The organism is Natrinema caseinilyticum (assembly GCF_024227435.1).
GTDB lineage: Archaea > Halobacteriota > Halobacteria > Halobacteriales > Natrialbaceae > Natrinema > Natrinema caseinilyticum.
The window spans coordinates 426,620-449,002 of the sequence record NZ_CP100446.1 but is presented as its reverse complement, the minus strand read 5'-3'; the positions used below and the strand labels follow the sequence as shown (position 1 = coordinate 449,002).

The window sequence follows — 22,383 nt, the reverse complement described above, 5'->3', positions numbered from 1 at the left end:
CCATGGATGCACGACACCAATCCGACGAACTCACCGCACGCGTCCGGCGCGCGCTGGCCGACGCCGAAATAGCCCGTGATGTGCTGTTCACCGGGCTCGCCGACCTGGATGCGCTGGCGGTGCGTGTCCGAGAGCAAACGGCACAGGTAACCGTCACGCTCCCGATTCCCTCGGCGATGGTCCGCGACACCATCGCACGAGACGTGACACACGTCGCTCAGGACGTCGATGGTGTCTCGACTGTCGAGTGTCGGTTCGAATCCGAAGTTCCGAGCTTCGAGGACCGCGTCGATTTCATCCCGGAGGTTAAAAACGTCGTCGCGGTTGCCAGCGGCAAGGGCGGCGTCGGCAAGAGCACGGTCGCAGTGAACGTAGCGTCCGCGCTCGCGGCCGCTGGTGCGACCGTCGGGCTACTTGACGCGGACATCTACGGGCCGAACGCACCGACGATGCTCGGCCTCGAAGAGCGAACGCCGGACGCGACGCTCGACGATCAAATCGTCCCGCGGGAGGCTCACGGCGTACGAGTGATGAGTATGGACTTCATCGTCGAGGAAGACGACCCCGTCATCTGGCGCGGCCCGCTCGTCGACGAGTTCATCAAGCAACTGTTCAGCGACGTCGAGTGGGGAGACCTCGACTACCTGTTCGTCGACCTCCCGCCTGGCACCGGCGACGCACAGCTCTCGTTGGTCCAACACCTCCCGGTCACTGGTGCGGTAATCGTGACGACGCCCGAGCCGGTCGCGGTCGATGACGCTCGCCGCGGCCTGCAGGGCTTCGCTCGATACGGCGTCCCCGTCCTGGGCATCGCGGAGAACATGGCGAGTTTTGAATGCCCCGACTGCGAGAGTGAACACGACATCTTCGACGCGGGCGGCGGCGAGGGGCTGGCGGCTGAGTTCGACATCCCGGTGCTCGGCGAGCTGCCAGTCGACCCCGCGGTCGGCACGTTGGACCCCGATACCGACGAGGGGACGCCCGGCGTCTCGATTCCGGGCATCGGCCGATTACAGCTCCCACGGATGCGCGAGGAGCGCGAGCGCTCCTCGTCCCTTCCGCCCATCGCAGTCAGAGACGGTGGGGGCGACTCCCGCGCTGCGATGGAACGGCTGGCGACGCGAACAGCCGCACGCATCAACAGTCTGGCCGTTTGATGGAGGACGACAGATAATGACAGCATCGACTGACCTCGCGCACGAGGTGACAGGCCTGGTCCTCGCTGGCGGACGAAGCACCCGGTTCGGCGACGCCGACGAGCAGAAGGCCGTCGCGACGGTCGGCAGGCAGACGCTGCTCGGCCGCGTCGTCGAGGCGGTCACCGCGGCGACGACTCGGCCGCCGGTGGTCGCCGTCCGTTCCGACGATCAGCGCGATGCGTACGCCGAGGCTGTGTCAGCTGGCGATGTGTCGTTCGCAGTCGACGACGGCGCGTTCGACGGTCCGCTGGCCGGACTGTTCGGCGGCATCGATACCGTCGACTCTCAGTGGCTGTTCTGTTGTGGCTGTGATATGCCGTTGCTCTCATCGGCGGCGATTCAGTGGCTCGTCGACGAACTCCACAGCAGAAGCTGTCCGTCCGAAGGACGCCCGGACGCGGTCGCGATTCGACACCCCGACGGAACGACCGAGCCGCTGCACACGCTGTATCGACGGTCGTCAGTAGCGCGTGCGCGGGCAGAACTCCCGCGAAGTGCTGGACCGCGTGCGCTACTGGAGACCCTCGAGCGAGTCGTGACGCTCCCCGTCGAGGCCACACCCCCACGAGTTCCCATCGAGGAGTCGACGACCAACGTCAACACGCGAACCGACCTCGAGACGGCGGTCCAGCGGTTGCTACCCAACCAGTAACTACCATGAAAGAACACGTCTCCGGATTCGTGGTCCAGAGCGACTGGGCGGACGTCGTCGAACACGGCCACCGGATAACGGCTGCACTTCGGATGGTGACGAAACTATCGCCGTTCTACTTCGACGACGAACTCGTCAGCGCCACCATCCAACAGCGTCGGCTGTCCGACAAGTACGGGTACACGTTCGAGATGAACATCAACGACGACGAACGAACGGACGCGGTCCGCACACTGATCGTAACCGTAGAGAGCGAGATAGACCGCTGGCACCACGCCGCGGAGACAGAGACAGACACGCCGAAGCGTCCGAGGGAATCGACGTCCCCGACGACTGACGCCGCGGGGTGACGGAACGACACCGACACAAACGAGATGATAGGACTGAACACGTTGGCGACGCTCGTCGTCGCGGCCGGAGCGAGCCTGTTCATGGCCTGGACCATCGGTGCGGGGTCTTCGGGCTCCACGCCGTTCGCACCGGCCGTCGGCGCGAACGCAATCTCCGTGATGCGGGCTGGCTTCGTCGTCGGTCTGCTGGGATTCGCTGGCGCGGTGTTCCAGGGTGCGAACGTCTCGGCGACGATCGGAAAGAGTCTCGTCGATGGCGTCATCCTCTCGCCGATTGCGGTCGTCGTCGCACTGTTCACTGCGGCGGCGCTGGTCGCCCTCGGCGTCTACACCGGCTATCCTATCGCGACGGCGTTCACCGTGACCGGCGCCGTCGTCGGGGTCGGAATCGCGCGCGGTGGAAATCCAGCGTGGGCGACATATCGCCAGATAGTCGGCCTCTGGGTCGCGGTGCCGTTCGTCGGGAGCTTCCTGGCGTATACGACCGCGTCGCTTCTCAGGGACGAGCGCGTCTCCGAGCGAATCGCCGTTCCGGTTCTCGCCGGTATCGTCGGACTCACGCTCGCGAACATCGAGTTCGTATTCCTCGGCTCGTCCGGGGAAAGCACCTCGCTGGCTGCTGTCACAGCCCCGTCTCTCGCGTCTCTCCCGCTCGTGGACGTCACGCTCGCACAGCTCGCGGTCTCGCTCACCGTCGCCGTCGGTTGTGGGTCCGTCGTCGCATCGGACGTTCGATCGGACGCCACGGCTGGCCAACGTCGCTTCCTGCTCGTCCTCGGCGGGCTCGTCGCATTCTCCGCAGGCGGCAGTCAGGTTGGACTCGCAGTCGGCCCGCTCTTACCGCTCCGCGACACCGTCTCCATCCCTGTCGTCTGGCTACTGGTCGGCGGGGGAATCGGACTACTGGTGGGGTCGTGGACCGGCGCTCCCCGATTGATCAAGGCGCTCGCGCGGGATTACTCCTCGCTCGGTCCGCGGCGGTCCATCGCGGCGCTCATCCCGTCGTTCCTCATCGCGCAGGCGGCCATTCTGTTTGGAATTCCCGTATCGTTCAACGAAGTTATCGTTTCTGGGATCATCGGAAGCGGATACGCTGCCGGTGGGTCGGACGTGAGCAAACAAAAAATACTGTACACGATCGCCGGATGGGTCGGCTCACTCGCACTTTCCCTCGGCATTGGATACGCTGTCTATTCCGTCGTAACGGGCGTATTTCTCAAAGGTGGAATATAAAATATGAGAAATATTATACAACGGTCCTGGCTCAATGTTGGCTACGACATCCCGGAACGACAAACGTCGTCTCGACCATAATAATAAACTATTTTCGGTTTAATTTGAGCCATGTCAACTTCCTGTTACCGCTGTGTATCTTACGCGATTGCTATTGACCTACCTATTTTCTGTTAGAATCAGCATGACCAACACAGAGAACGCTCCGGGTTGCCAGAGCCAACGGACTCAGTACGACCGAGCGATGAAGACATCGTAACGGAGAACAATAGGTACTGACTATGGAAGAAGAGGTCGGCGACCAAATCGGTCAGGACGTGGTCGATGCGATTAGTTCGCTCGGAAACGCACACCGACTACAAATATTGATGGCGTTAGATAACGTGGAGCAAGAGCATCAAGAGCCGTGGCACACGATGTCCTTTACGGAACTGTACAACGCGATGGATGTCGACAGCACGTCCCAGTTTTCGTATCACTTGGATCGGCTCGTCGGGCAGTTCGTACGTGAAACGTCCGACGGATACAGACTCACGTACAGCGGCCACAAGATCGTACGCACGATCGTCTCCGACGTGTACGAAAGTACTTCGACGTTCGAGGACAGCGAGGTTTCTGGGGTTTGCCTCTTCTGTGAAGCGGCCTCGCTCATCGCGACGCTCGATGCCGAACAATTCCGAATTCGCTGTACGGAATGCGATGCGATCCTCATCACTGACTTCTTCCCGCAAAGCCAAACGCGTGACCGGTCGCCAGTGGAGGTGATCGAGAGCTTCGGATACCGTATCTGGAGTATGTACGTTCAGCTACGAGGCGACGTCTGCCCGGAGTGTTTCGGCCCGGTCGAGAGAACTGTTGACGTGTACGAACACGGCGGGAAACCGGTTCACCTCCACGTCAATTCGTGTCGCGAGTGCCAGCACAGAGTCAGTTTGCCCGTCGAAGTGCCAGTCGCGTTTCACCCGGCGGTCCACTACTCGTTCTGGGAACACGGTATTTCGGTACTGGACGTTCCACTGTGGGAGTTTTTCGAGTATCTCACATCGGGGACGATTGCAACGACGATCGTCTCCGACGATCCGTTCGCAGCGTCGTTCGACGTTACGCTGGCCGACGAGTCACTCCGTCTCAGCATGGACGAGACGGCGACGGTCACACTCGAGCGACGCGACGGCGCTAGCTCCACCCCGTAACTGGTCACGGTCGCTTCGTGCTGTGACTGGCAGCAGGGTCATCGGCCCGCAAAATGGGTGCATCCGCGGGCTCGAGCACTCTCGTTGGCCCTCGCGTGCTCACGTCGGTGGCGAGTACCGATCGAATCGACGGATCGCCATTCGATACGAACCGACGACGATTCCGAGACCGACGACGACCAGAAGAACACCACCGGAACCCTGTAACTGGTCGATGGCGAGGGCCTGAACGTCGGTTCCGATTTCGCCGAACCACATCGCGCTCTTCGACATGATCCCGCTATTCCCGCGAGCGGCCAACTGAAGAATCAATGCGGGAACGTATCCGAAGACTCCGGCGAGTAGCGCACGAGCGAGCTGTGGCGCGACGACGAGCAGTGCGAGAAGCGATCCCGGAATCACGATTCCGAGGAAATGCAGGGCCGTCGTCAGTAGCCGCGGTGGAATTACTTCTCTGCTCTGGCCGACGCTAATGGCGCTGAAACGGGGGAACCACAGCCCGACCGCGGGAGCGGTGCTAACCGCGACGAGCGTCACGAGCGCACAGACACCTCCGAGTCCGAGCGTCGCGACGACCCCGTACGGAGCGATGGCGGCGGTGAGCGTCGTGACCGCGACGGCGATCGGAAATCCGAAGAGGAGTCCGGGGAGCATCGATCCGCGTACGTACGACCGTCCGGTGACCGAAAGCAACGTGACCGGGAGGACCGCACCTTCGTCTCCGAAGGGGTTCATCGCGAACGTCGCACCGGCCATCCACGGGAGAAGTACCGCACAGGCCGGCGCGAGTAGCGACCAGAACGACTCCGCCTGGAGAGCGGTACTGAAGAGTCCGCTTCCGACCATGACCACGGGCATGAGAAGAAAATTGAGCCGGCGCGGATCCCGGCGCGTCCGCAAGATGCTCCACTGGGCGACTCGTCGGGTCGGTTGTGAGACGGACGTGGGAACGACGACCGGTCGAATCGCGTCGCGGAGTGACTCACGAACACCATCATCGGCTACGTCGATAGTACCACGAGTGTCGTTCGTAGACGATTTCTCGCCGCTTACGGGATCGATGAACCACAGCGCCGTCGCCTCTCGCTCGACGAGCGAACCTCCGAGTCCGATGAGGACGAGGCTTCCCGCGAGAATGCCGGCCGTCCGTGAAACGGATCCGCGAATCGGCGTCCCGACCGCTGCGAGATCGGCATACCAACCGACGGGGAGCCACGCGAGCGACGATTGATCGAACCCGGCGAACTGAGGGAGCGTGAGAAGGAGATACGCGCCCATGGCGACGAGCACCGCGATCCCGCCGAGGACGGTCTTGTGCCGGGCGACGAACGGAGAGGTCGCGATCAGCAACGCGATCGCATATCCGAGACCCATGCCGGCGAGGACGGCAGTCACCGTGAACAGCACCGCCGCAAGCGGAATCGCCACGACGCTCACCGGCGAGACGAAGAGGTAGACGGCGCTCGCTGTGAGGACGAGTGTCGGTAACCCGAGATACGCGAGGCCGCGCAACGTTTCCGCGACGACCAGTCCGCCAGCGGCGGTTCTCGGCGAGACCGTGGTTAGCATGAGCGATTCGGCGTCGATTCGCGGGCGCGCGGAAACGACGCGCTGTGTGGCGATGAAGACGCCGAACAGCCAGAGCAGGGCGACCATCCCGCGGGCCACGGCCGGAAGCTGAACGAGTCCCTGATCGCGAATCAGGTCGGCAAACAGGTAGACGAACACGGATAGCAAGAACGAGGGGAAAACCAGCCCCGCCGCGAGTAGCACGGCTCGTGCTTTGTCCTCTCGGATGGCTCGGAGGGTCCGTCGAAACTCGAACACGCCGATCTGGACGGCGTGCTGTGGCCAGTTCCGTTCAGCCATCGAGAGTCTCCGACTCGCGCGTTACGTCTGCGGGATCCGTACTCGTCAGTTCGAGGAACGCATCTTCGAGCGTCCGCGTTTCGCCGGTTTCGGCTCTGTGAGTGAGGCGTTCCGGCGTATCTTCGGCGACGAGCGTCCCGTCGTAGAGGATGCCGATTCTGTCGGCCACCGCTTCGACAACCGGGAGGATGTGCGTCGACAGGAAAACCGTCGTACCCCCATCGGCGAGGGTCCGGATCATCTCGCGGATCGTCCTGGCTGCCCGCGGATCGAGCCCGGAGGTCGGCTCGTCGAGGAACGCGACATCGGGCTCGTGGAGGACGGCCTGGACGTACGCGACCTTCTGACGCATTCCCTTCGAGTAGTCGGCGATCCGGGTCGTCGCATCGTCCGGAGTGAGGTCCAGTTGTTCGAGCAACGTATCGATTCGCTCCTCTGTCTCGGGGGAGGGGAGGTCCCGGAGGCCGGCGACGTACTCCAGTTGTTCGTAAGCAGTTGCTTGCTCGTACAGCGGCGGCTCTTCGGGTAGATACCCGATGTGAGGTCGCAAACGATCGCGATCAGTGACCGGGACACCGGCGACGATGGCGGTGCCACTCGTCGGCGTCGTTAGCCCGGTTAGCATCCGCATGGTCGTCGTTTTTCCCGAGCCGTTCGGACCGAGGAAACCGTAGACGGTGCCCTCGGCGACACTGAGGTCGAGTTCGCGAACGGCGGTCGTCGAATCGTATCGCTTCGTCAACGCTGCTGTTTCGATTGCGGGCATTGGTGGGGACGTGGCAAACGTGTGTCATCCAGACCCGATATAGCTATCTATCGAGTCCTCGCGTCTGAGGTGTTCCTGCGCCCTCCGTGCGACGAAGCGCCACACGTAATCGTCACCGTCCGCCGATGGCCTCCCGGACGAATTTCTGGAATTCGTCGGTCCGCATCGCACGTAGCGTCACACCGAAGTGACCACAATCCCACTCGAGTCGGTTCTCCGCTGGGACGTCCCACTCGTCCAGCGTTTGCCGAAACGTGGCGTATTTCGTCATATCGTCGACCAGTCCGCCGACTGGGTAGATTTCGTCAGGGTCGATCCCCGGCGACGAGGGAGCAGTGAGGACGTTGTCGAGCGCACCCATGTCCTCCAGAGTCCATCCGGCCTCGGACAGCGCGTCCGTCACGCCGAGGATCTCGGTCAGCGAACTCTCGAACAGTAATTCCGAGACGTCCGCCGATGCGGCCACCGGGAGGGCAAAGTCGGGTCGCATCGACTCGGGCCACACGTCTGCATAGCTCGTAACGAACATCGAGACGATCCCGCCCATGCTGATACCGCCGACGCCGACCCGAGGTGCGCCGCGGTCGCGGGCCCACTTCGTGAGCACCGCTATTTCTGCGGCCTGTGCCTCGTACAGTTCTACCGCGCTCACGGGCATTTCGGCCAGGTAGGGCTCGCCGGTGTAGAACCCCGTCCGTTCGCGACGTCCGTGCCACGGCGGAATCGGAAGGACAACGCGACAGCCAGCAGGGGCCAATTGGCGTCCGACGTACTCCTCCTCGGTCCAGTATTCCATGACGTCACACGCCATCGCCAGCCCGGTCCCGAAGATGAGCGTCGGAAGCGCCTGGTCCTCAGGAGCGCCCCAGGGATCGTACACGCGGGCGTACGCCTCGTCGTCGATAAAATTCGAGGGGGAGGGGAATCGGAGGAGATATTCCCTCGTCTCGGGCCCCTGCATGGTCTCCGACGAGTGTACGTCGGGAACCGAATCGGGCGGCCCGTACACAGTCTCGGGAGACAGGTCGCTCCAGTCCTCGATCGTCGCGGCGGGATCCGGAATCGAGAAGTCCACGATATCGATCCAGCCGGCCTTGTTGAGGAATTTGAACGTCTTCTGCGGGGACACCCATTGGCCGCCCACTTCTCGCCGCTTCGTCTCGAGATCGTTCCGTTCGTCGACGGTCGATACCCGGCCGTTCCAGAAGTACCGGTTCCACTCGTCCGAGATGCGTTGGAATCGAACTCGAGCGTCCCGGTGGCTGTACAACGCTTCAGAAATAGAGTCGCGCATCCCCGAATCGACGGTCCCTGGCGCGTCCAGCTCGCGGAGGAACGCGTCCACGTCCGTTCCTGCCACGTCCGCTGCGGCTCGAGCGCGCAGGACGGTGAACTCCCGGTCCACGGATGCAATTTTGAATCGTTCGAACAGACCGGAGTGGAAGAGACGCCCGACCGGCGACGTGATGAGCTTGTGAATTCGGGGCGTCCGGAGCCGATTGGTCATACGAACCGATTCGACGGGCAGTCATATGAATATGATTGTTTTTGGATTCATATGAGGAAGTAGCACCCCGTTATACGGCTCGAATAGCCGGAATAGGTCAAAATAGAGATCGATACTCATATGAACATGGATATAAATCAGTTCATATAGAGAGGAGCCGGCGCCGCATACGATGTCCGGGCCGACGAGACCACGATACCGAGGGACGATTCATGCCAAAATTCACCGATGACCGGCGTCGCGAGATTCGTCAGTCGCTCCTTCGAACGGGAAGGGAACGGTTCGGAGCCCAGGGACTCGAGAAAACGAGTATCGCGGAGCTGACCGACGGTGCCGACATCGCCGCGGGAACGTTCTACTCGTTTTTCGACTCGAAAGAAGACCTTCTCGCGACGATCCTCCAACGAGAAGCGGAGACGGTATACGAAGACCTCCGCGAGGCCCTTCGCGATCACGAAGACGACCCCGAGACGGGACTCCGGCGGTTCCTCGAGATCGCCAGCGACTCCATCGCGTCGAATCCCCTGTTCCGAGGAACGATCGAACGCGACGAGCGCGACCACCTCCGAGACGAACTCGATCAGAGCACGCTACGATCGACGCGACTCGAGAAACGGTCGGTTCTGATTCCCCAACTCAAAGACTGGCAGCGACGAGGCCTGCTCATCGACGCGGATGCAGAACTTATCGCCCAGTCGCTGATCTACGTGTCCTCTCTCCCGCTGCATCGGGACGAGTTCGGAACCGATCAGTATCCGATGGTCCGTGATCTTCTCTTCGACCTGGTGATCTCGAGTCTCGTCCGGTAGGCGTCGGTCGGCCCGGTCACTCGTCCGCCGTCGGCCTTCGCTCGAGACGAACGCTCAACCCGGGCACGGCGAGTACTCGAGAGTCGAGTAGTCGACGCTGCCACGGCACCGTGAGTGAACGGAGACCGGAGAGGGATCAGTCGCGTATATTACTTGTAAATTTTTATAAATTTAAATACATAGTAAATTATATTTTGTTATCTCATGTCATTTTAGAGGCCTAAGGAGCCAAATCAGGTTTATCTGGAATCCGATACATCTATCCAAACGTATCTCCTCGGTGGCCCCATGATGGGGAATCGTATTCTGGCCGTGGTAGTCGTGACGGGATTCATCGTCCTCGCGGGGTGTGGCGCTCTCGTCACTGAGGACGCGCCGAGGGGGACGACGGCCGATCCGTCGGACGAGACCCCTGACAGACCGATCGAGAGTCCGAACGGAACGCTCTCCGTCCATTTTATCAACGTGGGCCAGGGGACGAGTACGCTGGTCGTCGGGCCGACGAACGAGACAATGCTCATCGATTCGGGTGACTGGTCCGACGACGGCGAACACGTTCTCGCGTATCTCAGAGACCACGACATCGAACGGATCGACTACCTCGTGACGACGCACGCCGACGCGGATCACATCGGCGGCCACGAGGCCGTCATCGACTACTTCGAGACGCGAGGCGAGGGAATCGGAGCGGTGTACGATCCCGGGATCACGTCGAGTTCGCACACGTACGGCGACTACCTGAACGCCATCGACGAACACGACGTGACGCTGTACGAGACGCGAGCCGGGGACCGGATCCCGCTCGAGGGCGTCGAGATCGACGTGCTCGCGCCACCTGCAGCGTATCTCGCGAGCGGCGATCGGAACGAGAACAGTATCATCGTTCGACTCGGCTTCGGCCGCTCGAGCTTCCTGCTGCCAGGAGACGGAGAAACAGCCAGTGAGCGGTACCTCGTCGACGAATACGGGTCCGGGCTGAACGCGACCGTCGTGAGAGCGGGCCATCACGGGAGCGAATCGAGTTCCGGGAGCGAGTTTTTGGACGTCACCGAGCCGCGCATCGCCGTCATCTCGAGCGCGTACGAGTCCCAGTACGGCCACCCCCACGAGGAGGTTCTTCGGCGGTTTTCTCGGCGGTCGATCCGGACGTACTGGACGGCGACCCACGGAGACGTCGCGCTGACGAGCAACGGGTCGGCGATCACGGTCGCGACCCAACGCGACGCCCCGACTGCACCGCTCGCACTTCGAGACGGGGAGCCCATCGAACCGGATTCCGACGAGCCGATGCAGGTCCGCGCGATCGTTCCGGTGGGCGGATCGGCGACAACGACGACCGTCGCCGACGGCGCAACGACGACCGACCCGACGGGAGAAGGGAGCGCGCTATCGATCAGCGCGATTCACGAGGACGCCTCGGGGGACGACACCGTCAATCTGAACGACGAGTACGTCGTGTTCGAAAATACGGGTTCCGAACCGCTCGATCTCACCGGCTGGTCGGTGGCCGACGAGGCGGGTCACGCCTACGCGTTCCCGAGCGGATTCGCGCTCGATTCGGGTGCGCGGGTGACGCTACACACCGGCAGCGGGACGGACTCCTCGAGCGACCTCCACTGGGGCGCCGACGGCGCAGTCTGGAACAACGCCGGAGACGTTATTATCGTCCGCGACGATAGCGGAACTATCGTGCTTCAGGAGGACTACCGATGACGTGCGACGGAACCTACACGGCGGTCGTGGACCGGTTCGAGGACGACCTCGCGGTGGTGTTGCTCGAAGACGACGGCGAAACGGTCGGCGAACTGGTGGTCACCGAAGACCGACTCCCCGAGAGCGGACGGCACGTCGATGCCGTGTTGCGCGTCGAACTCGAGGACGGGGACCCGGTCCAGATTACGTACGAGAGCCGGGAGACGAGCGACCGAGCGACGGAGGCACGACGGCGATTCGACGAGTTATCCCGGCGGCCACCAGCGACGGATGACGAATCCGACTCGCGCTGAACCGCAGCGATGAATACAGCGTGCGAGTATAGCACCAGATCTGGTTCGATCTGCCAAAGTGATGATCGATCAGTACAGGAAGTGCAGGTATCGAACGGTCAGAGGGTGCGATTTGTGTGCAGTGATGAACGGCCCTTTTCCGTAGTCCACTATGGAAACTCGACAGCAAAGTCACCAGTTGCACGATAGTCAGCTCCCCAAAACGCATCAGTCGAAAGCGTGGCCTCGGTTCCTATCCACAGTTCTTGAGGGTCTCGTTCGTGATCGATAGTAAGAAGAAAATCTACCCTCACGCTGCCGTGTCCGATGTCGGTAGTATCGGACATGTCAAGAATGGTCGTCGATGGGTCGTCACTGTCCCGAGAGAGTGTCGCCTCGTGTGCGTGAGCACCTTCCCGAAGAGAGATTCCAGCCGGTGAGAAGCCCGCAGTGTGAGGTGGAGAGCGAAACTTGAGTTGGAGTGCGTCGAGTCGCACTCCGTCTGGTTGCCACGAAACCACAGGAACGGATAGTACTCACGCTTCTCGTCGGCGGTGATCTGTTTTTGAAACTGGATTCTCAACACGTCTTCGCCGTTCTCGCTAAACGGCAGTATGACACTTCCGCCGTCCTCGATTACGTCTCCGGCTATGAGTTGCGTCTCACCCCCAACCGTGGTACACCCAGCTACGGGTATAGCAATCAATCCAGTTGAAGCGAGATACTGCCGTCGGTTCATGTAATTCCGTGACTGGGTGCGAATAAATGGCTTCTGATCGATAATTGCCGATAAGTTTGCAGGTCTACTGATCGACTGATTCAGCACGAATCGGCTGGAAGAAACGGCGTCGGATTACTGCATTCATCCTCTAAATCGGTCACTGTAAGTTTATTACGTGGATGATCTACCACGATAAAAGGGCGAAAACGTACGCTACTCGCTACGGTCCCGCCGTGTACGGCGTCCTCAGAACGCTTGAGTGGTCTGTACAACGTTTGAACACGTTGTGGCCGAGCCTGGACTCGACGATACGAGGGGCGCGACTTGCAGACCTGGGACGTTCGAGCGGGACGCCAATTACTCTCGCGTTCCGGTAGGCATCGCAGACCTTCGGCCACGATATCGGAGTCCTGATCGCTGTCGGCCGGTGGTTGGGCCATCATAACCTGGTCACATCGATGTCACTTGAACTATATATGGGTTTGGGAGCGAACTACGTAACGTAATGAAACCACGACGATCGACGGTGCTCGTGGCCGGTGCCGCCGGTGACGCGGACCTGTATATGACCGACCGGTTCGTCGACGACGTTCATCAGTCGTTTACTACCGCGGAAATTCCGAGACGGGTCGTTCCAGACCATCCAAAATGACCACGCCATCGAACACGAACACGAACGCGCTTCCGCGAGGAACGCACATCGGCCGGACTGCGCTCCGTGTCACCGACGTCGAGGAGATGACCGAGTTCTACCGAGACGTCGTTGGTCTCAGTGTGCGACACCGATCCGAGACCGGCTCGGTTCTCGGGGTCGCCGGAACACCGCTCCTCGTCCTGGACGGAGCCGGAGACGCACTCGAGCGACAGAGATCAGGGGCCGGCCTCTACCACAACGCCTTCAGAGTGCCCTCCCGCGAGGCACTCGGTGATTCGCTCGCTCGGATTCGGGACGGCTGGCGACTCAGTGGAGCCTCCGATCATCTGGTCAGCGAGGCGCTCTATTTCAGGGACCCCGAAGGGAACGGCGTCGAGATGTACCGCGATTTCCCCCGCGACGAATGGCCCATCGCCGACGACGGAACCGTTCGAATCGGCACCGAGCCGCTCGATCTCGCCAGCATCGAAGCCGCTGCCACGGGTGCCGACCGAGCACCCACCGGAACGGATGTCGGTCACGTCCATCTCGAGGTCACCTCGCTGGAGGCGTTCAGGGAATTCTACGTGGACGTCCTCGGGTTCGAGGTGCAAACGACCGTCCCGGACGCGTGCTTCGTTTCGGCGGGCGGATATCACCATCACCTCGGCGCGAACACGTGGCACGACCGGACGACACCGGTCGAGGGACGAGGGCTGTCGTGGTTCGAGATCGTCGTGCCGGACCGGGATGCACTCGACGCAGTTCGAGAGCGGATAGCGGCCCGCGGAGTTGCGGCGACCGAGACGGACGACGGCCTCGCGGTTACCGACGCGGACGGTATCGAGGTGCGGCTCCGGACGACGGCACCGAACTGACCGTTCGAGCGCACGGATGGGAGTGCCGACCCGGGGGCGTTCGACTCACGATGCCGTGAGTCGGCCCGTTCCCGTTCGCCGAAGGGGATGCCACGGCACCGTTTTCGACGGACACGATCGGCCGCACCGTCTCGCGGAGAACACCCCGTGTATCTCGTCACAGGGTACTCCGATCCTCGGAGGCGCTCGAGCGGCCCCTCCAACCCCGATCACGTCACGGTTCGCGACGGTGTCTGGTGATGGCGGGACCTCCGTCTTCGAGTATCCGCACCTGCCGCCGACGAGCGCCCCGAGTGGGTGCCCTCGACGATCGGAAGACGCGTTCAGGGGTTCTGGCAGCTCCTGACTGCACCCACGACTGAAGACGTGGGCTTTCTCCTTGATCTTCTGTAACCCGCGAACAACGCCACTGCAGCACGAAGTTCGATCGGTACCGGCCGTCGATGATCGATCAGCCGCTACAATCCCAATACTCCGGCCGAACGACGGGCGTCGTCCGAGTACGGCGAGTGGCGCTACGACGACGTCCTAGTCACGATTCACACGTAGACGATAGGTAGCATCGAAAGAACGCCGACGGCGAACCCGACCAGTAACTCTCGGTGGCCGTGGGTCGGGAGTTCGGCGCCGGTCTCGAGCGCTTCGGGGATAAACTCCGTCGCGACCAGATAGACCATCGCGCCGGCGGCGAACCCGTAGCCGAACGGGAGGAACGACTCGGCCCACGAGACGAACACGAACGCGATGACCGCCCCGATCGGCTGAGGGAGACTGGAGAAGATCGCCGCACCGACCATCCGCCAGTTCGACAGCCCCATCGCTCGCATCGGAATGGCGATCGCGGTTCCCTCGGGGACGTTGTGAATGGCGATGGCGACGGTCATGAACACCGCGAGTAACGGAACCGCGAACCCGAGTACGGGCACGCCCCCGTCGAGCCCCAGCCTGGCGAACGAGACGCCGACCGCCACGCCCTCGGGGAAACTGTGAACCGTGAGGATGCCGAGGATGAGCACGAGTTTCTTCAGGTCGCCCTCGGCGAACGCTTTCGCCTCGAGCGCGATTTCGTCGTGATCGTGGCCCGGATTATCGATCGGGACTCCCCCGTCGGTGTCCGGTTCTCCGGCGTGGTGGGACGCATCGTCGGTACCGAAATCGAATCTGTCGAGCACCCTGTCGGAGACTTCGACCAGCACGACGCCCGCGAGCAGACCGCCGACCAACAGGGTCGGGAAGCCACTCGAAGCGGAGGCCAGCCCCTCGTTGACCAGGCCGAATACCGACACGGTCACCATGATCCCCGACGCCACCCCCCACAGCCCGACGTTCCAACGGTCGCTGAAGTCGTCGACGAAGAAGAACGGAAGCGCTCCGATGCCGGTCGCTACCGCCGTGAGCAGACCAGCGACGAATACGAGCACGAGGTTTTCCAGTAAGGCCATACACCGTGTTGGTTCTAAGTCCGGAAAAGTATTTCTAATTCTCTAACAATATTTAGGCCATCCTAAAATTTGTTTTCCGGTTTGGGAAGTGCAGCGTCTCCGACGGACCTGCGCAGTGGCGGTGAGAGTGGAGACCGGACGTCGTACCGGAAGACGTCGGACAGTGTAAGAGAGTCGGTCGAATCACCCGACTGTCCACCTCCGTTCACGAATCGACCACTACCTGTGACAGGGCCGCCCCTCAGGCCGTGTCGTACTCGGTGAACCTGACGTGGACCGTTATCTCGGCCCCCCGTCCGCGATTGATTTTCTCGCTCAACGCCGAAGCCAGGTCCGGATTCGAATCCCCGACCGGTTGTTCCACCGAGATGACGACGCGTTGGGGCCCGTCGAACCCGTCACCTTCTTCGAGTACCGCCGCGGGTTCGAACGGAACGCCTTGCTCGAGAAACAGTTCGACATCGAGGAGGTAGACGGTCCGGTAAGCCGGCGACTCGAGCACCGTTTCCGCCTCCGCCGAAATGTCGTTTTCGAGGGTCGCACGTTCGTAGGATGCCCACGTCACGCCGACCAGAAACGTCGACAGGACGATCGTAGCGACCGCAAACACGACGATGTGTCGGCGGACTTTCAGGCGAGTCCGTCCCGCCTCGCCCCAGACCTCGGGACGGTATCCGATACTCCAGAGCGCGAGCAGACCGGTGATATTGATGCCGAGGAAATTTACGAAGACGAGGACGATCGAACCGACCGCGGCGGTCGGGATTCCCCAGGCGATCGCGATGCCTGTCGCTGCCGCTGGCGGAATCAGTGCGGCCGCGATCATCACGCCGACCAGTGCGGTGGACAGTCCGGTCGCGAGGCTGAGAACGCCCGCGATTCCCGCGCCGAACGCGACGAACAGCGACAGGAGATCCGGAAGGAACCGCTTTCCGACCTCCTCGATTTCCACCACGTTGACGCCCGGGGGAACGAGAAACAGCGATTTCGCGAGCCAGGCGAACGCCGTGGCACCGACGACCGCGACGCCGATACCCAGCGCTTGATACTTGATTCCCGTCAAGAAGAGTTCGGTTTCGTCGAGGACGGTTCCGACGCTGGCCGCGAGAGCGGGTCCGATCAGCGGCGCGATGACCATCGAACCGACGACGACGGCGGGCGAATCGAGCAACAACCCGGCCGTCGCGACGATCGAACTGAGCAACGTCATGGTAACGTACACCGGAATCGTCGGAATGAGGGCGTCCGCGTCGGCATAGAGTTCGCGGCGATCGAGGCGCTCGTCTCCCAGAACGCGGTTCTCGAATCCCTCCTTGAAATCACCGAATCGGCGCGAGATAACCATGTCCGCGGTGACGATGACGGTGTGATCCTCCTCGTCGAGGCCCGCATCACGGAGTTCATCGAGAACGGTCTCGACTGCGTTTTTCGGGAGGGTAAACGTCACGAGGGCCGCGTACTCGCTGTCCTCGTCGGCCGAAACGACGGTATAGTCGATCGATTTCGCCTCGAGTACTTCCAGGATCGGGTCGCGCGAATCCGAACGGAGGGAAATCTCGACGTGACGCATAGTTCACTGCCACCTGCAAACCACATCAAAGGCGGGCAGAGACGGAAACACCGAAGTCGCTTCGAAAGCGACCGACGGATCGACAGGCGCCACTTTCACGGACGCTCATTCGAGAGGTGCACTCGAGATGGGCTGTCTCGACACGGCGTCGAGGCGCATTCGCGCCGCGACGAGTAGACGGGCGAGAACCGTCGGACAGAGACGAGACTCGTCCCCGCATCACCGACTGCGAGTATTGGCTCGTCGGTTCCGACGGCGAACTCGGGATTCCGGGGTATCGATCGATATCGGAACTACCCGCTCGAGTCGACCGGCCCCTTGTACTTCGACTTGATCTCGTCGCCGTCTCGCCACTGCCAGTAGTAGTAGCGATTCTCGTTGATCTCTTTTATCGTAATCGTCGCCTTCGACGGAACGCCGTCCGGGAGATCCTCGGGGCGATCCTCGATCTCGTCTCCGTCGGCTCCCTCGGCGATGCGGGCGTTACGCGCTCGGTATTCGGCGAGCGTCTCCGCGTACCTGGCGAGCGTGCGGAGCCGCTCGGGCGAGTAGTCGTCGAGCCTCTCGACGACGTCGGTCGGAAGCTCGGTCGGTGGAGTCGGCGGCTCGGGGGACATGGTCGGTCTCTGCTACCCACCACTGACGCGAAACGCATAGTTTCGGTGGCTAGTTCGAGGAGGCTCGTACCGCCGTTCGCCGCATCGAATGTAAATCCCTGTCGGAGAGACCGGGTCCGGTTACCCCGACTGCGCGCCGGAGACCCGCGCAGTGAGAAGCCTCAGGCCGGGACAGCCGTCGTACACCCAGACGGTCAGCATGACAGTGAGCGGAATGACCTGAGAGAGTGCAAAGAGGACCCCAATCGGCGTGAACAAGAGCGATATCGACGCGTTCAGATAGAACAGTATCGTCTCGAAAAACCCGCCGTGGGTGCTCATCGGGACCGGAATGAGGGGCCAGAACAGGAAGCCGAGCGAGACGTCCATCTGGAGGATCGCTAGCGGAGAGAACACGTCGGTAAAGAGATGCGAGAGAAGACCGATTGCCCAGGCGGCCCCAGCCTGCGGTCGGCCGTATCTGCCGGCGACCAGCATGCCGATCAGTACCAGCGGGCCGACGAAAAAGAACGAGTGACCAAGCGAGCGCCCTGGAACGATCGCCAGCATCCACGCGAGCGGCTTATCGACGAGGTCCGGGACCTGCGTCGCGACGGCGAGCGTAATCGCGGCTCGGTCGCTCGGCGGCCGACGAAGCAAGGCGCGGATCGAAATCGAATAGAGGAGATACCCGGCTGCGAGATGGCCCCACGGCCACATCAGTCGTCCAGGCCTCGAGTGCTCGACGCTCGAGCGGTTCCGGCCCTGCTACTGGTTTGTACAGCTGTCTCGGTGAACGGGACGACGTTTGCCCCACCACGGTCGGATAGTTCCCCCGGTACACTGCTTCCCCAGCGGCCGTTCCGATCCAAGAATGTCAGACGAATACGATTTGGTGGTCTCAGCATCTGTCTTCACTCCCACGTATCTTTACTTTCTGAATAGCGTTTCGATGTAAACATGACTGATTATTGTGTAGTAATTACGAAATCGCGAGCGTTCGACGAACGGAGCCGTTCACGTGGCGAAGTGCGACTGAACCGAGTGACCGAACCGAGCGGGCCTATCCCTGTGCCGTGCGATCCCGTTCCGCGGAGACTGGTGACGAGAGCCGAGCGACGACGAGACAGAGAACGCCACCGCCGCCGCCGATGAGGGCGGCGCCGAGACCGGTCACCTGGACGGCACCCTCGAATCCGAGCGCGGGCGTAGCGGTGGCGATTACGGCTCCCATCGCGATGGGGGTCCCGGTCGCGGTCACGCGGCCGCCGGCCTCCGAGAGGCTCACCAGACCGGCCCGGAGCGACGGCGGCGCCAGGCCCGTGATAATCGTCCGGTAGAGCGAGAGGGTGGCCCCGAAACCGATTCCCGTGACGCCGATCCCGAGACAGGCCACGACGATAGTGGGCGCAACGAGGACGGTGGCGAGACCGACGCCGAGACAGCCGTTTGCCGCGAGGAGGGGATAGTAACGCGAATCGAACAGTGCCGTGATCTGTCCCGCCTGGCTCGCAGCGCCAGCGAAGGCGAAGCTACCGATCGCGGACAGGAGACCGGCTTGCGCCGGCGTACCGTCCATGAGGTCGACGACGATGATCGAATTGTACGTGAGAAACCCGACCCAGACGACGACCGGTAACGTCCGGGCAACGACGAACGAAAGGACCCGAGGTTGGCGAACCAGTCCGAACAGTTCGCGGCTGTACGACGGGGCTTCGCCGCCATCGGCGACGGTCGCGGTCGGTTCGTCGAAATAGAAGTACACGAGGACGGCACACGGCAACGCGACGGCGTACAGGAGAAACGGGTATTGCCAGGCCAGCGTGACCAAGAGCCCGGCCGCCAACGGAAACACGGCCTGGCTCAGTCCGGAAACCGAAAATCTGAGCCCCTGTGCAGTCGCCTCGCGCGACCCTTCGTATAGGTCGCCGATGCTCGTGATGATCGTCGGGACGACGCCGGCGAAGCCGATACCCTGCAGGAGCCGTAACACGAGCACGACGCGAAAGTCGGTCGTAAAGGCGACCGCCGGTCCGGTTACCCCGAACAGGAGCAGGGAAGCGACCAGAATCGGTTTCCGTCCGAACCGATCGGCGAGTCCCCCGATAACGGGGATGATGAAAATACCCGGCGCCGTGAACACCGAGATTATCAATCCGACGTTCGCGGCAGACGTCCCGAAGGGCTCGATGAGAGAATTGAGCACCGGCGAGAGCAGCGCCGTTCCGACGACCGGTGGAACGTTCGATAGCAACAATAACTGAAAGTTCCGTTCCCGAATGATGTCCGCGTCCGCTCCGAATAACGAGGTCAGTGAGTCCACGCGTATGCAATGCTGGGAGCATCGACGGACAGTTAAATCATCCGAGTTGTATCCTAAATGTCGATTGGGAGTTATTTCCGGCGAACGTTCGACTACTCCGCATCGCCCCACGGCCGGCACGGTTCGAGGCACGTCGCACGATTCCAGTCGAGACCTGCAGTTCGTGTTCCGATCGAGTCGGTCACGAATCGGGTGAAACAAAGGAGTAACTGTATTTTCGTCGTCGGTGATGGTGTGATATGCAATCGCTCGACGGGCAACCGGGATCGACACCCCTGTCGTTTCTGTCGCCCGACGTGAGGTTCGGCGACGGTGTCGCGGCGGCCCTTCAGGAAACGCTCTCGCGGTATCGAATCCGGGATCCGCTCATCGTGACCGACGCGGGAATCGAATCGGTCGGAATACTCGACCGAATCCGCGACGAAATCGACCCGGCCGCCACGGTCTATCACGCGTCGACCGAACCGTCCACCGACGACTTCGAGAAACTGCCGACCGAAGCCGTCGACGGAGTCGTCGCAATCGGCGGCGGTTCGTGTATCGATACGGCAAAGCTGGCGGCCACACTGCTCGCCCACGGCGGAGACCCCGTCGACTACCTCGGCGTCGATTCCGTGCCGGGACCGATCGAGCCACTCATTGCGGTGCCGACGACGAGCGGGACCGGATCGCAAGCGACACAGACCGCCGTCATCTCCCACGACAACGTCAAGCGAGGCGTGAGTGACGGCCACCTTCGTCCCGACGTTGCGCTCGTCGATCCCACCCTCACGTTCGATCTTCCGCGGTCGGTGACCGCCCGTTCGGGGTTCGACGCCTTCGTCCACGCGCTCGAGTCGCTCACCGCCCGCGACTACCGGTGGGTCGAATCGCGTCCCATCACCTACCAGGGTGCGAATCCGATCTCCCGCGCCCTCGCGTGGCGAGCCCTCCAGTTGATTCACGGGTCGCTCGAGCGGGCCGTCTTCGACGGGAACGACCGCGACGCACGTCGATCGATGAGTCTCGGTGCACACCTCGCTGGGACCGCGTTTTCCGTCTCGGGCCTGGGTGCCGTTCACGCGCTCGCGAGTACGTACGGCGGACTCACAGGAAAGCCACACGGTGACTGTCTGGCCGCGTCCGTTCGGACCGGACTCCGGTACAACCTCCCCGTCAGGCGGGAGCAGTATGGAGAGATCGCTCGGGCGCTCGGCGTCGAGAGGGACGGAACGCCCGACTCGATCGCGCTGATCGACGAGTGCGATCGGGTGCGATCGGCGATCGGACTCCCGGGTTCGGTGACGGAATTCGATCTCTCGGTCGCCGACGTCGACGACATCGTGACGAACACGCTCGTTCAGGACCGCCGCCTCGCGACCAATCCGCGAGAGGTCCGGGAGGATATTCGAGACGTCGTCGTCGACGTCGAGTTTTCCGAATCGTGACGCGTCGACCCCCAGCAAAACGACGGGCCGACCGATCCACCCCGGCGTAATTGTTGGGAAAGATGGAATAGACATAAATGTTATTATGTGGTATGCGACCATATGTCACAAACGAACGGGTCGGAGTGGGAGAGGCCGGAGAGTGGTGTGCGGAGTCAGATGGTCGCGCGACTGACGGCAACCCCGGCTCGAGTGATGGCGACACCGGAGTCACAGGCGATCTCGACGCTCGTCTTTCTGGCCTTCCTCTTATTTACGTTTCTGGCACTCGGGAACTACGTGCAATTGTGGTGAGCCGGGGTCGGGTCCCGGACACGACCGTTCCACCGAACTCGAGTGGTCGGTCGTGGGCGAGAAGGACCGCCGTTCGGAGGTGGAATTCGGTGTGCGGTAGCGCACTCCGAACAGGGTTCGTCGCCGCAGGACGTCGCCGAACCGCTCCCCGGTGGATCGATCGGTCGCGATAAAACCGCGGCGCACCGATGGCCGTCCGAACGGACAGTGTGGATTTCGATCACCGGTCGTCCGTTCCGGATATGTATCAGATCCAGAACACACTGTGGCAGACGATCGTGGACTACACGATTTCGACGTTACCGTTCTGGACAGTGATATCGAGAAGCGACGTCACGTCGTGTGAAATATCGGCCAACGCGTCTTCGCCGCTCACTTTTCGTAACACGACGATAACATCGACGATATCGACCCCCATGGAGTCGAGAACGTCGGTGATCGCCCGGAGCGTACCCCCAGTGCTGAGCATGTCGTCGAGCAGGAGAACCGAATCCGTTTCGTCGACGTCGTTGATGTACATCTCGCTCTCCGAGTAGCCCGTCTGCTGTGTCAACGAAACCTCACCGTCCAGTCCGTACTCGCGTTTCCGAATAACGACCAGCGGAATGTCAGAGAGAAGGGACACGGCGGTCGAAATGTGAATCCCCATCGCTGCGGGGGTGACGATCTTGTCGACGTCCTCGAGATCGGCGACCGCCACGATGCGCGACGCAACCTCTCGAAGGAGGGCCGGCTCGAGTTTCGGGACGCAGTTACTGATCGGATGAACGAGATACTCGTAGTCACCTTTGTTGATGATGGGCGCCTCGTGGACCGAACGTTCCAATTTTTCCATATCGGTACTTGCCACAATGCCAATAAAAGATGTTGGTTGCGGCGTCTCAGAGTCGAGTGTCGAAAGTCGAATCAGAAAATAAGATGGGGAAACTGAAAAA

The 22,383-nt window shown here is 61.9% G+C and carries 22 protein-coding genes; 12 read left to right on the top strand and 10 right to left on the bottom strand.

The window, feature by feature from the left end; translation table 11 throughout:
• Window positions 1-2: 2 nt before the first annotated feature.
• From NJT13_RS21495 to NJT13_RS21475, 5 genes are all read left to right on the top strand, one after another.
• On the top strand, window positions 3-1,157 hold the full coding sequence (locus tag NJT13_RS21495) for an Mrp/NBP35 family ATP-binding protein (RefSeq protein ID WP_254525581.1): 1,155 nt from the start codon (window positions 3-5) through the stop codon (window positions 1,155-1,157).
• 16 nt (window positions 1,158-1,173) lie between these two features.
• On the top strand, window positions 1,174-1,851 hold the full coding sequence (locus NJT13_RS21490; RefSeq protein WP_254525580.1) for a molybdenum cofactor guanylyltransferase: 678 nt from the start codon (window positions 1,174-1,176) through the stop codon (window positions 1,849-1,851).
• Window positions 1,852-1,856: 5 nt separating this feature from the next.
• Window positions 1,857-2,201, top strand: coding sequence for a DUF5828 family protein (locus NJT13_RS21485; protein ID WP_254525579.1), 345 nt, complete (start codon window positions 1,857-1,859; stop codon window positions 2,199-2,201).
• Window positions 2,202-2,225: 24 nt separating this feature from the next.
• Window positions 2,226-3,434, top strand: coding sequence for an inorganic phosphate transporter (locus NJT13_RS21480; RefSeq protein WP_254525578.1), 1,209 nt, complete (start codon window positions 2,226-2,228; stop codon window positions 3,432-3,434).
• A gap of 281 nt (window positions 3,435-3,715) precedes the next feature.
• Window positions 3,716-4,627: a DUF7351 domain-containing protein gene (locus NJT13_RS21475; RefSeq protein ID WP_254525577.1), complete on the top strand. Its 912-nt coding sequence runs from the start codon at window positions 3,716-3,718 to the stop codon at window positions 4,625-4,627.
• 99 nt (window positions 4,628-4,726) lie between these two features.
• Here NJT13_RS21475 and NJT13_RS21470 read toward each other — a convergent pair whose 3' ends face one another.
• The 3 genes from NJT13_RS21470 to NJT13_RS21460 all read right to left on the bottom strand — a co-directional run bounded on the left by NJT13_RS21470 (window position 4,727) and on the right by NJT13_RS21460 (window position 8,769).
• On the bottom strand, window positions 4,727-6,496 hold the full coding sequence (locus NJT13_RS21470; RefSeq protein ID WP_254525576.1) for a hypothetical protein: 1,770 nt from the start codon (window positions 6,494-6,496) through the stop codon (window positions 4,727-4,729).
• On the bottom strand, window positions 6,489-7,262 hold the full coding sequence (locus tag NJT13_RS21465; protein ID WP_254525575.1) for an ABC transporter ATP-binding protein: 774 nt from the start codon (window positions 7,260-7,262) through the stop codon (window positions 6,489-6,491). Before NJT13_RS21465 ends, NJT13_RS21470 begins: the two co-directional genes overlap by 8 nt.
• Before the next feature lie 112 nt (window positions 7,263-7,374).
• Window positions 7,375-8,769 (bottom strand): alpha/beta fold hydrolase, encoded by a 1,395-nt coding sequence (locus NJT13_RS21460; protein ID WP_254525574.1) that lies wholly within the window; start codon window positions 8,767-8,769, stop codon window positions 7,375-7,377.
• Between the two features lie 212 nt (window positions 8,770-8,981).
• Between NJT13_RS21460 and NJT13_RS21455 the strand changes: the two genes are divergently transcribed.
• The 3 genes from NJT13_RS21455 to NJT13_RS21445 all read left to right on the top strand — a co-directional run bounded on the left by NJT13_RS21455 (window position 8,982) and on the right by NJT13_RS21445 (window position 11,584).
• Window positions 8,982-9,578 carry a TetR/AcrR family transcriptional regulator gene (locus tag NJT13_RS21455; protein ID WP_254525573.1) on the top strand — a complete coding sequence of 199 codons (597 nt, stop codon included), beginning with the start codon at window positions 8,982-8,984 and terminating at the stop codon, window positions 9,576-9,578.
• 288 nt (window positions 9,579-9,866) lie between these two features.
• Window positions 9,867-11,291, top strand: coding sequence for a lamin tail domain-containing protein (locus tag NJT13_RS21450; protein ID WP_254525572.1), 1,425 nt, complete (start codon window positions 9,867-9,869; stop codon window positions 11,289-11,291).
• A complete protein-coding gene (locus NJT13_RS21445; RefSeq protein WP_254525571.1) occupies window positions 11,288-11,584 on the top strand; it encodes a DUF3006 domain-containing protein in 297 nt (98 codons plus the stop codon). The genes NJT13_RS21450 and NJT13_RS21445 overlap by 4 nt, the downstream gene beginning before the upstream one ends.
• 149 nt (window positions 11,585-11,733) lie before the next feature.
• Here the strand turns inward: NJT13_RS21445 and NJT13_RS23710 are convergent, their stop codons facing one another.
• A complete protein-coding gene (locus NJT13_RS23710; protein WP_484549618.1) occupies window positions 11,734-12,060 on the bottom strand; it encodes a DUF8121 family protein in 327 nt (108 codons plus the stop codon).
• A gap of 729 nt (window positions 12,061-12,789) precedes the next feature.
• On the opposite strand from NJT13_RS23710, the gene NJT13_RS21435 reads away from it, so the two are divergent.
• Both NJT13_RS21435 and NJT13_RS21430 read left to right on the top strand, forming a co-directional pair.
• Window positions 12,790-12,936, top strand: a complete 147-nt coding sequence (locus NJT13_RS21435; RefSeq protein ID WP_254525569.1) for a hypothetical protein — start codon at window positions 12,790-12,792, stop codon at window positions 12,934-12,936.
• Complete coding sequence (locus NJT13_RS21430; protein WP_254525568.1) at window positions 12,933-13,796, top strand: VOC family protein; 864 nt, start codon at window positions 12,933-12,935, stop codon at window positions 13,794-13,796. Before NJT13_RS21435 ends, NJT13_RS21430 begins: the two co-directional genes overlap by 4 nt.
• A 539-nt stretch (window positions 13,797-14,335) precedes the next feature.
• Here the strand turns inward: NJT13_RS21430 and NJT13_RS21425 are convergent.
• From NJT13_RS21425 to NJT13_RS21405, 5 genes are all read right to left on the bottom strand, one after another.
• Entirely contained in the window at window positions 14,336-15,238 is a 903-nt protein-coding gene (locus tag NJT13_RS21425) for a ZIP family metal transporter (protein ID WP_254525567.1), read from the bottom strand.
• 241 nt (window positions 15,239-15,479) lie between these two features.
• Window positions 15,480-16,808 carry a TIGR00341 family protein gene (locus NJT13_RS21420; RefSeq protein WP_254525566.1) on the bottom strand — a complete coding sequence of 443 codons (1,329 nt, stop codon included), beginning with the start codon at window positions 16,806-16,808 and terminating at the stop codon, window positions 15,480-15,482.
• A gap of 293 nt (window positions 16,809-17,101) precedes the next feature.
• Entirely contained in the window at window positions 17,102-17,425 is a 324-nt protein-coding gene (locus tag NJT13_RS21415; protein WP_254525565.1) for a DUF6788 family protein, read from the bottom strand.
• Window positions 17,426-17,545: 120 nt separating this feature from the next.
• Window positions 17,546-18,124: a metal-dependent hydrolase gene (locus NJT13_RS21410; RefSeq protein WP_254525564.1), complete on the bottom strand. Its 579-nt coding sequence runs from the start codon at window positions 18,122-18,124 to the stop codon at window positions 17,546-17,548.
• Between the two features lie 343 nt (window positions 18,125-18,467).
• On the bottom strand, window positions 18,468-19,727 hold the full coding sequence (locus NJT13_RS21405; RefSeq protein ID WP_254525563.1) for an MFS transporter: 1,260 nt from the start codon (window positions 19,725-19,727) through the stop codon (window positions 18,468-18,470).
• A 239-nt stretch (window positions 19,728-19,966) separates the two neighbouring features.
• Between NJT13_RS21405 and NJT13_RS21400 the strand changes: the two genes are divergently transcribed.
• On the top strand, window positions 19,967-21,154 hold the full coding sequence (locus NJT13_RS21400; protein WP_254525562.1) for an iron-containing alcohol dehydrogenase: 1,188 nt from the start codon (window positions 19,967-19,969) through the stop codon (window positions 21,152-21,154).
• A 102-nt stretch (window positions 21,155-21,256) separates the two neighbouring features.
• Window positions 21,257-21,448, top strand: a complete 192-nt coding sequence (locus tag NJT13_RS21395) for a hypothetical protein (protein ID WP_254525561.1) — start codon at window positions 21,257-21,259, stop codon at window positions 21,446-21,448.
• A gap of 283 nt (window positions 21,449-21,731) precedes the next feature.
• Here NJT13_RS21395 and hpt read toward each other — a convergent pair whose 3' ends face one another.
• Entirely contained in the window at window positions 21,732-22,283 is a 552-nt protein-coding gene (gene hpt, locus NJT13_RS21390) for a hypoxanthine/guanine phosphoribosyltransferase (protein ID WP_254525560.1), read from the bottom strand.
• Window positions 22,284-22,383: the final 100 nt, after the last annotated feature.

Coding starts and splice junctions, on each gene's coding strand:
- NJT13_RS21490 (WP_254525580.1), top strand. CDS start 1,174: ATGACAGCATCGACTGACCTCGCGCACGAGGTGACAGGCCTGGTCCTC.
- NJT13_RS21425 (WP_254525567.1), bottom strand. CDS start 15,238: ATGGCCTTACTGGAAAACCTCGTGCTCGTATTCGTCGCTGGTCTGCTC.
- NJT13_RS21455 (WP_254525573.1), top strand. CDS start 8,982: ATGCCAAAATTCACCGATGACCGGCGTCGCGAGATTCGTCAGTCGCTC.
- NJT13_RS21445 (WP_254525571.1), top strand. CDS start 11,288: ATGACGTGCGACGGAACCTACACGGCGGTCGTGGACCGGTTCGAGGAC.
- NJT13_RS21480 (WP_254525578.1), top strand. CDS start 2,226: ATGATAGGACTGAACACGTTGGCGACGCTCGTCGTCGCGGCCGGAGCG.
- NJT13_RS21495 (WP_254525581.1), top strand. CDS start 3: ATGGATGCACGACACCAATCCGACGAACTCACCGCACGCGTCCGGCGC.
- NJT13_RS21395 (WP_254525561.1), top strand. CDS start 21,257: ATGTCACAAACGAACGGGTCGGAGTGGGAGAGGCCGGAGAGTGGTGTG.
- NJT13_RS21470 (WP_254525576.1), bottom strand. CDS start 6,496: ATGGCTGAACGGAACTGGCCACAGCACGCCGTCCAGATCGGCGTGTTC.
- NJT13_RS21465 (WP_254525575.1), bottom strand. CDS start 7,262: ATGCCCGCAATCGAAACAGCAGCGTTGACGAAGCGATACGATTCGACG.
- NJT13_RS21475 (WP_254525577.1), top strand. CDS start 3,716: ATGGAAGAAGAGGTCGGCGACCAAATCGGTCAGGACGTGGTCGATGCG.
- NJT13_RS21400 (WP_254525562.1), top strand. CDS start 19,967: ATGCAATCGCTCGACGGGCAACCGGGATCGACACCCCTGTCGTTTCTG.
- NJT13_RS21430 (WP_254525568.1), top strand. CDS start 12,933: ATGACCACGCCATCGAACACGAACACGAACGCGCTTCCGCGAGGAACG.
- NJT13_RS21415 (WP_254525565.1), bottom strand. CDS start 17,425: ATGTCCCCCGAGCCGCCGACTCCACCGACCGAGCTTCCGACCGACGTC.
- NJT13_RS21435 (WP_254525569.1), top strand. CDS start 12,790: ATGAAACCACGACGATCGACGGTGCTCGTGGCCGGTGCCGCCGGTGAC.
- NJT13_RS21485 (WP_254525579.1), top strand. CDS start 1,857: ATGAAAGAACACGTCTCCGGATTCGTGGTCCAGAGCGACTGGGCGGAC.
- hpt (WP_254525560.1), bottom strand. CDS start 22,283: ATGGAAAAATTGGAACGTTCGGTCCACGAGGCGCCCATCATCAACAAA.
- NJT13_RS21460 (WP_254525574.1), bottom strand. CDS start 8,769: ATGACCAATCGGCTCCGGACGCCCCGAATTCACAAGCTCATCACGTCG.
- NJT13_RS21410 (WP_254525564.1), bottom strand. CDS start 18,124: ATGTGGCCGTGGGGCCATCTCGCAGCCGGGTATCTCCTCTATTCGATT.
- NJT13_RS21450 (WP_254525572.1), top strand. CDS start 9,867: ATGATGGGGAATCGTATTCTGGCCGTGGTAGTCGTGACGGGATTCATC.
- NJT13_RS21420 (WP_254525566.1), bottom strand. CDS start 16,808: ATGCGTCACGTCGAGATTTCCCTCCGTTCGGATTCGCGCGACCCGATC.